The sequence below is a fragment of the Ignavibacteria bacterium genome (assembly GCA_017302895.1).
In the GTDB taxonomy this organism is placed as follows: domain Bacteria; phylum Bacteroidota; class Ignavibacteria; order Ignavibacteriales; family Ignavibacteriaceae; genus UTCHB3.
Genome location: JAFLBV010000001.1, coordinates 1,470,213 through 1,482,849 on the forward strand (window position 1 = coordinate 1,470,213; position 12,637 = coordinate 1,482,849).

The 12,637-nt window shown below is 42.6% G+C and carries 15 protein-coding genes; 11 read left to right on the top strand and 4 right to left on the bottom strand.

The window, feature by feature from the left end:
- Nucleotides 1-5 precede the first annotated feature (5 nt).
- The 8 genes from atpG (at nucleotide 6) to J0L60_05790 (ending at nucleotide 5,316) form a co-directional block, all read left to right on the top strand.
- The gene (gene atpG, locus J0L60_05755; GenBank protein MBN8545626.1) at nucleotides 6-869 is read left to right on the top strand and encodes an ATP synthase F1 subunit gamma; all 864 of its coding nucleotides are present in this window, start codon (nucleotides 6-8) and stop codon (nucleotides 867-869) included.
- Between the two features lie 8 nt (nucleotides 870-877).
- A complete protein-coding gene (gene ffh / locus J0L60_05760; GenBank protein MBN8545627.1) occupies nucleotides 878-2,185 on the top strand; it encodes a signal recognition particle protein in 1,308 nt (435 codons plus the stop codon).
- A 53-nt stretch (nucleotides 2,186-2,238) separates the two neighbouring features.
- Nucleotides 2,239-2,652: a 30S ribosomal protein S16 gene (gene rpsP, locus J0L60_05765; protein ID MBN8545628.1), complete on the top strand. Its 414-nt coding sequence runs from the start codon at nucleotides 2,239-2,241 to the stop codon at nucleotides 2,650-2,652.
- 55 nt (nucleotides 2,653-2,707) lie between these two features.
- Complete coding sequence (locus tag J0L60_05770; GenBank protein ID MBN8545629.1) at nucleotides 2,708-2,941, top strand: KH domain-containing protein; 234 nt, start codon at nucleotides 2,708-2,710, stop codon at nucleotides 2,939-2,941.
- 14 nt (nucleotides 2,942-2,955) lie between these two features.
- Entirely contained in the window at nucleotides 2,956-3,468 is a 513-nt protein-coding gene (rimM, locus tag J0L60_05775; protein MBN8545630.1) for a 16S rRNA processing protein RimM, read from the top strand.
- Nucleotides 3,458-4,147, top strand: a complete 690-nt coding sequence (trmD, locus tag J0L60_05780) for a tRNA (guanosine(37)-N1)-methyltransferase TrmD (GenBank protein ID MBN8545631.1) — start codon at nucleotides 3,458-3,460, stop codon at nucleotides 4,145-4,147. Before rimM ends, trmD begins: the two co-directional genes overlap by 11 nt.
- Nucleotides 4,144-4,491, top strand: a complete 348-nt coding sequence (gene rplS / locus J0L60_05785) for a 50S ribosomal protein L19 (protein MBN8545632.1) — start codon at nucleotides 4,144-4,146, stop codon at nucleotides 4,489-4,491. The genes trmD and rplS overlap by 4 nt, the downstream gene beginning before the upstream one ends.
- Nucleotides 4,492-4,560: 69 nt before the next feature.
- A complete protein-coding gene (locus tag J0L60_05790; protein MBN8545633.1) occupies nucleotides 4,561-5,316 on the top strand; it encodes a hypothetical protein in 756 nt (251 codons plus the stop codon).
- Between the two features lie 165 nt (nucleotides 5,317-5,481).
- Here J0L60_05790 and J0L60_05795 read toward each other — a convergent pair whose 3' ends face one another.
- The 4 genes from J0L60_05795 to J0L60_05810 are packed head-to-tail and all read right to left on the bottom strand — an operon-like array spanning nucleotide 5,482 to nucleotide 9,822.
- On the bottom strand, nucleotides 5,482-6,672 hold the full coding sequence (locus tag J0L60_05795) for a phosphoglycerate dehydrogenase (protein ID MBN8545634.1): 1,191 nt from the start codon (nucleotides 6,670-6,672) through the stop codon (nucleotides 5,482-5,484).
- 16 nt (nucleotides 6,673-6,688) lie between these two features.
- Complete coding sequence (gene hutU / locus J0L60_05800; protein MBN8545635.1) at nucleotides 6,689-8,347, bottom strand: urocanate hydratase; 1,659 nt, start codon at nucleotides 8,345-8,347, stop codon at nucleotides 6,689-6,691.
- A gap of 2 nt (nucleotides 8,348-8,349) precedes the next feature.
- Entirely contained in the window at nucleotides 8,350-8,691 is a 342-nt protein-coding gene (locus tag J0L60_05805) for a hypothetical protein (GenBank protein ID MBN8545636.1), read from the bottom strand.
- A gap of 6 nt (nucleotides 8,692-8,697) precedes the next feature.
- Nucleotides 8,698-9,822 carry an adenosine deaminase gene (locus tag J0L60_05810; GenBank protein ID MBN8545637.1) on the bottom strand — a complete coding sequence of 375 codons (1,125 nt, stop codon included), beginning with the start codon at nucleotides 9,820-9,822 and terminating at the stop codon, nucleotides 8,698-8,700.
- A gap of 131 nt (nucleotides 9,823-9,953) precedes the next feature.
- Here J0L60_05810 and J0L60_05815 point away from each other — a divergent pair, with 131 nt between their 5' ends.
- From J0L60_05815 to J0L60_05825, 3 genes are all read left to right on the top strand, one after another.
- Nucleotides 9,954-11,120, top strand: coding sequence for a hypothetical protein (locus J0L60_05815; protein MBN8545638.1), 1,167 nt, complete (start codon nucleotides 9,954-9,956; stop codon nucleotides 11,118-11,120).
- Nucleotides 11,121-11,122: 2 nt separating this feature from the next.
- Nucleotides 11,123-11,458 carry a DUF3467 domain-containing protein gene (locus J0L60_05820; GenBank protein MBN8545639.1) on the top strand — a complete coding sequence of 112 codons (336 nt, stop codon included), beginning with the start codon at nucleotides 11,123-11,125 and terminating at the stop codon, nucleotides 11,456-11,458.
- 214 nt (nucleotides 11,459-11,672) lie between these two features.
- On the top strand, nucleotides 11,673-12,596 hold the full coding sequence (locus J0L60_05825) for a T9SS type A sorting domain-containing protein (protein ID MBN8545640.1): 924 nt from the start codon (nucleotides 11,673-11,675) through the stop codon (nucleotides 12,594-12,596).
- Nucleotides 12,597-12,637: the final 41 nt, after the last annotated feature.

Below are 12,637 nucleotides of genomic sequence, written 5' to 3' on the forward strand. Positions count from 1 at the left end.
AAGAAATGGCAACTCTTAGAGACCTAAGGAACAGAATCAAGGGTGTAAAAAGCACCCAGCAGATTACAAAAGCTATGAAAATGGTAGCGGCTGCCAAATTGCGTCGTGCCACTGAAGCTATTGTGAGTGCCAGACCTTATGCAAACAAACTCGGAAGTCTTGTAAGCAATCTTTTTACTGAGGATGACAAGCTCACCAATCCTTTTGTGTTAACGCGTGAAGTGAAGACAGAGCTGATCATTGTGGTAACCGCTGACAGAGGACTTTGCGGTGCATTCAACACCAATATCATCAAAGAAGCTACACATTATGTTGCTGATTTGAAGAGTAAAGGGATTGAGCCCGTGTTGTTCACCGTAGGAAAAAAAGGTTACGACCACTTCAGAAAAAGAGATGTAAATCTTGCCGGTGATGTGACAGGATTGTTCAACAGTCTTAATTTTTCGTATGTGGGTAAAATCCTTCCGTCGGCGATACAGGGATTTCTTTCAGGTAAATATGACAAGGTTACTTTTATTTATAACGAATTTAAGTCGGTAATCTCTCAGAAAGTGATTCATTCACAATTTTTACCTGTTCCGATAGAAGTAAGTGAAGGAACTTCCGGCGATTTGTTTATCTTTGAAAAGTCGCAGAAGGAAATTTTGAATTCTCTTCTTCCACAGTATCTTGAAACACAATTGTGGAAGGCACTTCTCGATTCCAATGCTGCTGAGCACGGAGCAAGAATGACCGCGATGGAGAATGCCACGACGAATGCATCAGAGCTTATCTCCTCGCTTAAGTTGACTTACAACAAGGCAAGACAGGCTGCGATTACCAAAGAGCTCCTGGAAGTTGTTTCGGGCGCTAATGCCCTTAGAGGTTAATCCTTTAAATGTTTAAGGATCTTAGCGATAAACTGGAGTTAGCCCTCAAGAAAATAAGAGGGCAAGGGAAGCTTACCGAGTCGAATGTTAGTGAGACGGTAAGAGAGATAAGAAGAATTCTTCTTGATGCGGATGTAAACTACAAAGTTACAAAAGATTTTATTGAGCGTGTCAGGGTGAAGGCGATGGGGCAGGAGGTTATCACTTCCATCACCCCGGGACAGTTGATCACCAAGATCATTTATGATGAGCTGGTTGATCTTCTCGGAGGTTCGTCGCAGGAACTGAGTCTGAACCCTTCCGGAAAGACCATTCTCCTTATTGTCGGCTTGCAAGGGTCGGGTAAAACCACCTTTTCAGGGAAGCTTGCCAGAAGATTCAAGGGAATGGGAAAACGACCTTTGCTGGTGGCTGCGGATATTTATCGTCCTGCAGCAATTGACCAGTTAAAAACACTCGGTGCTCAAATAGATGTTCCTGTGTTTTCGCTCGAGGTAAAGGACGCGCGCAAAATAGCCGGGGATGCAATCAGGTTTGCAGAAGAGAACCGTAACGATGTTATCATAATTGATACAGCGGGAAGATTGCACGTGGACGAAGAACTTATGTCGGAAGTAGCTGATATTAAAGAATTAGTGAAACCAACAGAGGTTCTTTTTGTTGTTGATTCGATGACAGGACAGGATGCTGTAAACTCGGCCAAGTCGTTTAACGATAAAGTTGATTTCGACGGAATTGTCCTGACCAAGCTCGATGGTGATTCAAGAGGCGGTTGTGCTCTTTCGATCAGGGAAGTGGTAGGCAAACCGATAAAGTTCATCAGTACGGGTGAGAAGCTCGATGCAATTGACATATTCTATCCCGACCGTCTCGCTTCGAGAATACTTGGAAAGGGAGATGTTGTAAGTCTGGTTGAAAAAGCTCAGGAGGCGTTCGATCAGAAGGATGCGGAAGAACTTGAAGAGAAGCTGCGTAAAAACAGGTTCGATTTTGATGATTTCCTGAAGCAGATAAAGATGATAAAGAAAATGGGTTCTTTGTCATCCCTTATTTCAATGATACCGGGGATACCGAATCAAATGAAAAATGCTCAGGTTGACGATAATGCACTGGTAAAGGTTGAGGCTATAATCAATTCGATGACCAGAGTGGAGAGGGGCAACCCTAAAATATTGAACGGTGGTCGCCGTCGCAGAATAGCAAGAGGAAGTGGCACCACAATACAGGATGTGAACAGGTTGATCAAGCAATTCACAGAGATGCAGACGATGATCACCAGATTAAATAAGAATAACTTTTTTAGAAAACAGAAATAACATATTTTGATATCCGGAGGAAACCAGATTTGGTCAAATTAAGACTCAAAAGAATGGGCAAGAAGAGACAGCCCGTTTATAAAATTGTCGCAGTAGATTCACGCGTGCCAAGAGATGGCAAATATCTTGAAGCAGTTGGTCAGTATAATCCAAAAGACGAACCACATACAGTAATCATCGATGAAGAGATTGCATTAAAGTGGTTGGGATTTGGTGCACAGCCAACAGACACAGTTAGAAGCTTGCTTCGTCAGACCGGTATACTCTACAAGAGACAGATGCTCAGGAAAAACTTCCCTGCAGATGTCATCGAAGCCAACATGGCTAAATGGAGAGAAGGAAAAAACATTCCCGCACCGGCAGTAAAAGAAGTTAAAGCTGCTCCGGCTCCGGTAGTAGTCGAAGAGCCAAAGAGTTCTGAAGGTACAGCAGAAGTAACGGGTGCTTCTTCTGAAGAGAACATTTAGTTCGGTCTGTACTTAGTACTATCTTAAAGCCCCTTGCTCTAATGGAGGATTCCGAATGAAGGAATTTGTTGAATTCATCTCCAAACATCTTGTCGATGCGCCTGACAAGGTTATCGTTGAAGTCAAATCAGAGGAAGAAAAAAAAGTTGTCTTCGCACTGAGGGTGGATGCTAATGATATCGGAAAAGTTATCGGAAAGCAAGGAAAAACCGCACAGGCGATAAGGACACTATTGACTGCAGTCGCTGCCAAAGAAGGCAAGCGAGTTATTCTTGAAATAGTTGATTAATTCCTGCTGTTACTGTGGACGGATATATTCTTATTGCCAAAATAAGTTCTGTTTACGGTAAAGGTGGCTATTTAAGATTACAGTCTTTCTCCGATTTTCCTGACCGTTTTTTTAAACTTAAAACGGTCTTTGTGGAGTTCTATGCTTCTTTGAAATCTCTCAAGATTGAGAAGGTGAAATTTGACGGTGAGGATTTGCTTGTCAAGTTCGAGAAGTTTGATTCCGACAAGGATGTTGAGATGTTCACGGGCAAGGAATTGTTTATACCTGAGACTGAGATAGCTGCACTTCCTGAAGATACTTTTTACATACATGATCTGATTGGAAGCAAGGTGGTCTACAAGGATCAGGAGCTGGGTATTATAGAAGATGTGATGGTATTACCGGCGAATGATGTGTATGTGGTTTCGAAAGAGGGAAAAGAAACACTCGTTCCTGCGGTAAAGGAGTTCATAAAGTCATTTTCACCTGAAGGGAAACTTCTCGTGTTGAGCGACGATTTCCCGGGTTATGACGATGAGAATTGATATTATAAGTGCTGTTCCCGGGTTCTTCGATGGCCCGTTGAACAACAGTATCATAAAAAGGGGACAAACAAAAGGCAAAGTTGAGATACATGTCCACAACCTGAGGGATCACGCATACGACAAACATCGCATGATAGATGATAAACCTTTCGGAGGTGGTGCCGGAATGGTTCTTAAAGTGGAACCCTTCTTCGATTGTATTCAGAAACTGAAGTCTGAAAGAGATTATGACGCGATAATTTTTACCGCACCGCATGGTAAAATTTATGATCAGCAGGATGCCAACAGGTATTCACTGATGGAAAACATAATGATAATTTGCGGTCACTACAAGGGAATAGACGACAGAGTAAGGGAAGCCTTTGCCACAGAGATAGTATCGATAGGCAATTTTGTCCTTACAGGTGGTGAACTGCTCGCCATGGTTCTGGTTGATTCCGTTGTCAGAATAATACCGGGTGTATTGAATGACAGCGAGTCGGCATTGGACGATTCATTCCAGGATGGTGATATGATTGGTGCACCATGCTATACGAGACCTGCGGAGTTCCAAGGCTTGTCCGTTCCTGAAGTATTGCTTCAGGGAGATCACGGAAAAGTGAGGGAATGGCGGGAAGATCAATCAAAAATTTTAACAGACTATTGGAAAAAGATAAATAAGATTGGAGCACAGGTATGACAAGCCTCTATGATTTCATCCCGGAGGAAAAAAGATCCGAATTCGCCGATTTCAATATTGGTGACAGGGTCAGAGTTCATGTAAGGGTAATTGAAGGAGACAAGGAAAGAATTCAGCCATTCGAAGGTGATGTAATTGGTATCAAGGGAAGCCTTGAAAACAAGACATTCACCGTCCGCAAGATTTCAAGCGGCGTTGGTGTAGAAAGAATTTTTCCTTTCAACTCCCCCAAGGTTGCAAAAGTTGAACTGGTAAGAGAAGGTAAGGTTCGCAGAGCCAAACTTTATTATCTCAGAGATCTTTCAGGAAAAGCAGCCAAGATCAAATCAAAGAACCTTCGTTAATTTTTGTTGTTTTGCGATAAACAGGCTGCGGCAGAGTAGTTTGCTGCAGCCTCTTTTTTTTATTACGAAATGAAATTAGGTATCTCCCCGAATATTGTCACGAGCATGTTTGCCACATTTTTAAAGAGCAAGCTTGAGTGTGAAATATTGTTCCTCCCCGTTTCCAAACTTCTCGATGCAGTAAAAAACAGAGAAATAGACCTTGCCCTTGTACCACCTCTTGATCTGCACAAAGGAGGCGATTTCGTCGTTTCCAGTCTCTACGGAATTGTGGCTGATTCGGTATTCTCCACAAACTTTCTCTACTTCAAACCGGGTGAAAAGGATGTAAATGAAATCACCATGAAAGGCGATATTTCATTTCATGATATTACTCTGGTGAGAGTGATCTTCAGGGAATTGTACGGAATCGACCCCAAAATGACCTCCTACAGTGGTGATATCGGTCAGGTGGAAAATCTTTTGGTAGCTGGGGATGACAACTATCTTTCCGGCAGATATGAACTGGGAATGAACATTGCGGAGGAAGCAACCGAATGCCTCCAGTATCCCGCCATTTCATACATACTCGTTGCATCCAGGGAAGAGGCACTTGAATCGGTTCACCGGAAAGTGAAGGAAATGAACGATGCCCTTTTCGAGTTCGGGGGCGACTGGCTTTCAACAACCGGTGTATCTGAAAGAACGCTGGAATACCTTCAGGAAAACCTTCATCATCTTTCGTTTGAATTCAGTGATGAAATTGTCGAATCACTCAAGAACCTGATTTCTGTACCGTACTACTACAATCTGACAGAAGACATTCCCGAATATACTCTCGTCTAATCCCCTAAGCAGTTACACCTCAGTCCGGAACTTCACAAAACCCCGATTTAAAATAAAAAACCGGAATACAAAGTCAGACTTCACATTCCGGTAATAAACAACTTCGTATGGCTACAAACAAAATCGCAAGATCAGCTCATAGATCATAGTTCATAGCTAATAGCTCTAAAGTGCCACATGCGCCAAATTGATGATTTCAGGGATGTTCCTGATTTCTTCAAGGACACCGTCAGTGAGAGGTTGTTTTAATTTGACGGTACATTTGGCAACCAAACCACCGGCAAACACTTCATTTTCAACCTCTTCGATATTCACTTCATCTTTTTTCATTACATTAAGGATTGAAGCGATAACACCCGGTTTGTCGTAGTGTTTTACGATGAGCTGGTAATGAGATTCTTCCCAACGGGCTTTGTTTACCCAGTGAGCAATAACACCACTGTTAATGTAGCCTCTGATGATATTCACAGTTTCTTCTGCTACAGCATCCTGAGCCTGTTCGGTGGATGCACCGATGTGATGGGTGATGTAGATGTTTTTGTTGTTCATCAGTTTTGATGATACCTCACCTGCCTTACCTTCCGGTTCGCCGGTGAACACATCGAATCCACAGAAGATGTTTTTCTCTTCGATAGCTTCGAGGAGGGCATCTTCATCAATTACTTCGGCGCGGGAAGTGTTGATAAGGATACTGTTTGGTTTCATCAACTTAAACATGTCTTTGTTGAAAAGTTTTCTTGTACCGTCAGTCAGAGGAAGATGGATGGTGATTATGTCGAGAATTGGAAGAATTTTATCCATTTCAGAAAATTCTTTTACACCGTAACCTTCAACGCGGGAGATATCTTTAGCGTAAACATTCATACCAAAAGCGGTAGCTCTTGCGGCAACTTCTTTGCCGATGTTACCAAAACCGATGATTCCGAGGTTTTTCCCGTAAATTCCCTGGGCTTTCGAGTAGAGACCTTTGTTCCAGACACCATTTCTGAAGTCGATCACATTGTCGGGGATTTTACGGTCGATGGCAACCATCAAACCTATTGCAAGCTCTGCTACTGCAATCGAGTTTTTGCCGGGGCAGTTGGTTACATATACACCTTTTTTGTTGGCAGCGGGGATATTGATGTTATTCACACCGGCGCCTGCACGAACAATGAGATTCAACCTTTCGGCTGCATTAATAGTCTGTTCGTTGACTTTAGTGGAACGGACAACGATAATATCAACATCTTTTGCAGCTTCAGGAAGATCGTTTTCGCCGAGTTTTGGTTGATAGAGTACTTCAATATCTTTTGATCTCAGTATATTAATATATTTTTCAGGAAACTGATCAGCGATCAATACTTTAAGTGACATATTTTTCTCCGTATGATTATTTCAACATGGGTATTTTAACCGACTTGTTGCGGGCGTTTTCTTTTGCCCGGTCGTAGCCGGCGTCTGCGTGTCTTACTATTCCCATACCGGGGTCTGAAGTAAGGACTCTTTCTATTCTTTTTGCAGCCTCGGGCGTGCCATCAGCTACAATAACCATCCCGGCATGAATGGAATTACCAATTCCAACACCACCACCGTGATGGACTGATATCCATGAGGCACCGTTAACAGCGTTAATGAGAGCGTTAAGGATGGGCCAGTCGGCAATGGCATCGCTGCCGTCTTTCATTGCTTCTGTTTCCCTGTAAGGGGATGCTACAGAACCGCAGTCAAGATGATCTCTGCCAATTACAATTGGAGCTTTCACTTTTTTATCCGCTACGAGCTGATTGAAAATCAATCCCATTTTAGCCCTGTCACCATAGCTTAGCCAGCATATTCTCGCAGGAAGTCCCTGGAAATGGACTTTTTTTCTTGCAAGCTCAAGCCAGTTGATAAGAGAAGTGTTTTCAGGAAATGCAGCTTTAACGGCCTCGTCGGTTACATAGATATCTTCCGGGTCACCCGAAAGGGCTGCCCAACGGAAAGGACCGCTTCCGTCGCAGAAAAGCGGACGAATGTACTCCGGAACAAATCCGGGTATATCGAAAGCATTTTCCACGCCATTTGCCTGTGCCTCGCCACGGATATTGTTTCCATAATCGAAAGTGACCGAACCCCGTTTTTGGAATTCGAGCATCGCTTTCAGATGAACAACAATAGTTTCCTTCGCAAGGGTAATATACTTGTCTGGGTCTGATTTCCGAAGTGCAAGAGCCTGTTCGAACGACATCCCCATTGGCACATAACCATTCAATGTATCGTGAGCAGATGTCTGATCAGTAACGATATCGGGGATTACATTTCTCTTCAGGAGTTCGGGAAGAATATCGGCAGCATTTCCAACAAGACCAACTGAGATGTTGGCACCAGATTCTTTGGCATCGAGAACGATTTTCAGAGCTTCGTCGAGGTCTTCACTAAGAATATCGATGTAACCTGTCTCAATTCTTTTCTGAATTCTGGATTTGTCGACATCAATTCCGAGGAATGTGGCACCGTTCATGGTGGCAGCAAGAGGCTGTGCTCCTCCCATTCCTCCGAGACCGGAGGTGAGAAGGAGTTTCCCTTTAAGTGATCCGCCGAATTTCTGGCGGGCACACTCAGCGAATGTCTCGTAGGTCCCCTGCAGAATGCCTTGAGTGCCGATGTATATCCAACTGCCGGCTGTCATTTGACCGTACATGGTGAGTCCGAGGGCTTCAAGACGGCGGAATTCGTCCCAGTTTGCCCAGCGGGGCACCAGCATCGAATTCGAAATAAGAACCCTGGGAGCATCCGGATGACTTCTGAAAATTGCAACAGGTTTACCCGATTGAACAAGAAGGGTTTCATCGTTTTCGAGTTGTTTCAGTGATTCAACAATTGCATCGAACGATTCCCAGTTGCGGGCTGCTTTCCCTTTACCGCCATAGACAATAAGTTCTGCAGGATTTTCTGCAACTTCGGGGTCGAGATTATTCATCAACATTCTCATCGCAGCTTCCTGCACCCATCCCTTGCAGGAGAGGGTGGAACCGTGAGGAGCTCTGATAATTCTTTCTTCCTTTACCATCACTATTTTTCCTGAAAATATTTGGTCAAGAGTTTTCCGTACTGTTTTTCAAGCGAGGAGAAAAAAAACTTTTTGAAAAAACCTGCTTTGCTTATCTGTTTTTTCAAGTGGTTGTGGTTCGCCACGACCATGTTTTTCAGAGTAAAATACTCATCTTTGGTAAACTTTACGGAATCGGATTCATTGATTTTGTCGAGAATGGTGGAGAAGATTCTGTTCTGTTTAACCATTCCGACTTCCTGACTTCCACTCGTCTGTTTTACAGCCTGTTTCACAAACTGTGTCAGTACTTTTTTATCACTTTTTTCGATATCGAGTGTATAATTTCTAAGCGCGATCTTCATGTTATCCTATAATTGAAGTGAAGTGAGTTTTTCTCTCATTTTCAGATATCCCGGTTTAATCACATCGTAAATGAGGCGGATCCTCTCATTATGATGGATAAAAGCGGATTTCATTGCATTAATTGTTATTTTTTCCACATCGTCGAGGTGGAGGTCAAAAATCTGAACTGCTGTTACAAATTCCTTGGTCATCGTGGTATCACTCATCAGACAGTTGTCGGTGTTGATCGTGACTCTGAATTTGTTTTTGTAGAGAATCTTGAAGGGGTGCTTTTCAAGGGATTCAACAGCTCCTGTGTGTACATTGCTCAGGAGGCAGCACTCAATCGGAATTCTTTTGTCGAGCACATACTGGGCAAGGTCACCCATTCCTGTAACTGTTTGACCATCTTCAGCTATAATCATGTCTTCCACGAGTCTTGTACCGTGACCGATTCTGTGGGCTCCACACCATTGAATTGCCTGCCAGATTGATTCCTTGCCAAAGGCCTCACCGGCATGGATGGTAATATTGAAATTCTCTCTTTGGATATACTGAAACGCTTCGATATGCTTTTTTGGGGGATAACCGCCTTCTTCACCTGCGAGATCGAAACCAACGACACCTTTTTCCCTGAAATTTACTGCAAGTTCAGCAATTTCAAGTGTATCTTTCATGTTCCTCATTCCGCAGAGGATCAGGCCGAATTCGACTTTATACTTAGCCTTTCCCTCTTCAAGACCTTCAAGGACGGCAGAAACCACATCATCCATGTAAAGCCCTTTGAGAGTATGGAAAATGGGAGCAAACCTTATTTCCACATAACAAACACCGTCATTGTACATGTCTTCAATCATCTCGAAAGCAACTCTTGTGAGAGCCTCTCTCGTTTGCATTACAGCACATGTGTGTTCGAAACCCTGCAGGTATTCAACGAGGTTACCCTTGTTGGCTCCACGGTGGAACCAGTTCCTCAGTTCCACTGGGTCCTGAGTTGGCAGTTTATCGTATCCCGTTTCACGGGCGAGTTCAATAATGGTCTCGGGTCTCAAAGTCCCGTCAAGGTGTTCATGCAGGAGCACCTTGGGTACAGTTTTAATAATTTCTTCAGTTGTCAATAAAAACCTCTTTTTAAATACTAAATTTATCATTATTAGAGAAGAAAATCAATTTTGTTTGAGGATAGTTTGATAAAATAATAGAATGCCGGTTATAAATCTTGTTTAAACAATGAATTTTGAGTAATTTAGGGTACCATAATTTGTGAAACTTTGGAGAAAAAATGAAAAGAATTAACATCCTCTTGTCAGGAATGATCCTTCTGGGATTGATGTTCTCGGGATATCAGTGTTCTTCCGCAGAAATGTCAAGCGCAAAACTTTACATTCAGCAGAAGAATTGGGAAAAAGCCGCTGAATCATTGGACAAGGAAATTGCAAAAAACCCGAAAAGTGACGAAGGTTACTATCTTCTTGGAATCGTGAAAAAAGAAAAAGAAGATATCAAAGGAATGGTTTACAATTTCAACAAATCACTTGAGATCAGCTCGAAATTCAAAAAAGAGATTGATGCTCTTACACAGGCTACCTGGGCAGAATCGTTCAATGCCGGTGTAAACAACTATAACAAAGCTGCACAGTCGAAATCGAAAGATACGACAGCAATGTTTCTCGATAAAGCAATTGAGAAATTCAATACAGCGATTTCACTTGAGCCCGATTCAATTGAAGCCTACAAAATAGTTTCCATGATCTATTTGAACAAAGGCGAAACAGACAAAGCCATCCCCGTACTTCAGACCATTATTGACAAACAGGGACCAAGCTATGCATATGCTCAGCTCGCCGAAATTTACATAAAAAGAGGTGAAGCTAAAAATACTGCCTACAAAGCAAATAAAAACAGCGCAGACAGCGTAGCTGCTCAGGATAATTTTACAACTGCTAAAAAGACAGCAATCACAGGCTTGAACAAACACCCCGGTGATGAAACCCTGTTAGCAACTCTTGCAATGGTTTATGGCTATCTGAATCAGGCAGAAGAAGGTGCCGCACTTTTTGAGGGTGAAGTAAAGAAAAACCCGACAAACAAACTTAGCAGACTCTACTACGGTATTTTCCTCACAAATATTCAGAACTATACAGCATCAGTTGTTGAGTTCGCTGAGATTCTGAAGATTGACCCTACTTTCTATGAAGCCTACTACTACGAAGCATTTGCTTACTACAACTGGGGACTTACCATCCTTAAGAAAGCAGATCAGATGAAAGAGGACGGAAGACCACAGGCTAATCCTAAATTCGAACTTTGTGTAGAAAACGCCAAGAAATTTACCGAGAAAGCACCAAAAGAGAGAAGAGGCTATGACCTTCTTTTCAAAGCTTACTCGAGATTGAGCAAAACAAAAGAAGCTGAAGAAATTCAGAAAATTTTATCAGAAATGAAATAACAATGAATCAGAATCCAAAAGATACAGCAATACCTCAACAGCAACAACTCAATGTGGAGCTTGGAGAGAAAGAGGCGGAAGGAATTTATTCCAACCTCGCTTTCATCACACATTCCCCTGCGGAATTTGTGATCGATTTTACAAGGATACTCCCGGGTATTCAGAAGGCAAAAGTGATGTCGAGGATAATAACGACACCACAGCATGCCAAGATGCTGCTAAGAGCCCTGGCTGATAACATCGATAAATATGAATCCAGATTCGGTGAAATAAATGTCGATTTTCAACAGGAGCCTGCTTTTGGGTTTCCGCCTCCCAAGACGGAAAAGTTTAACTGATCGATTATTTTTGAAGCTGCCCCTTAAAAGGCAGCTTTTTTTTTGATCTGCATCACTTCTATAGGCAATAGTAATATTTTTCGATTAAAAAGTGTTGCATTTGTCTGTTTATTTGTTAAATTTCGTTCCCAATATATGCAACTAAGGTAACCCTTCGGGTTGCCGCCTAATAGGTTTTAATAACACAACAACATCATCATCACAAGGAGTCCATATGAAAAGATTTACACTTTTCATGGTTGTTATTCTGTTCTCGGGCATATTGTTTGCTCAACAGAACAAGATTAATGTGGTCATCTCCATCAAATGCACAAACGCACCGCAGTTTTCCATTTGGAATGACACCATTCGTGAGGGGCAGAAATATGCTTTTCAAGCAAAGAATCTTCCTGCACCTTATAATGTTGCACAATCACTCTACAACGCAATGGTTGGCTCATACATCATGTTTGAAGACGGGTGTATAAACCAGGATATTCAGGTACGAATTACGCTGAACGGAGTAAATTGTTCCAATGGATTATTCAATCCCGCAAATCTGGCAAACCTGTTTATCAACTGGAGGATAGAGGTTTACTCATTTAACGGACTTGATCCATTGGGTTCACCTTTCAATTTCGCATCACCAAACAAATTCAGGCTGGTCCTGATGCGGTCGCAACAGTTCAATCAATTCCTCACAATGGCAGGTATCAATCCTGTTGCTGTGCTGGCATTTGCTTACCTGACTGCAACAAATACATTTGATCTGACGGGAATTACCACAGAGCTGTTTCCTGATTCCATAAGAGTAAGAGTATCCCATTTTTCAGATCTCGTTGGAAGTACTCAGGGAAGTCTGACCTCGACGAATGAAACGATAACAGAGATACCGTCTGCATTCGCTCTCGATCAAAATTATCCAAACCCGTTTAACCCTTCCACAAAGATTCGCTATTCAGTACCCGAAAGGTCGGATGTGCTGATCAGAGTATTTGACATAATGGGAACGGAAGTGGCCAGACTGGTGAATGAATCGAAGGAAGCCGGAGTCTATGAGGCATCATTCGATGCTGCAGGTTTGCCCTCAGGAATGTATATGTATGAACTGAGAGCCGGGAGTGTCGTAATCAGTAAAAAAATGCTGCTGCTCAAGTAAATCGCAAAGAGTCGAGTGGACGCATAAATTTAGAGAGCATT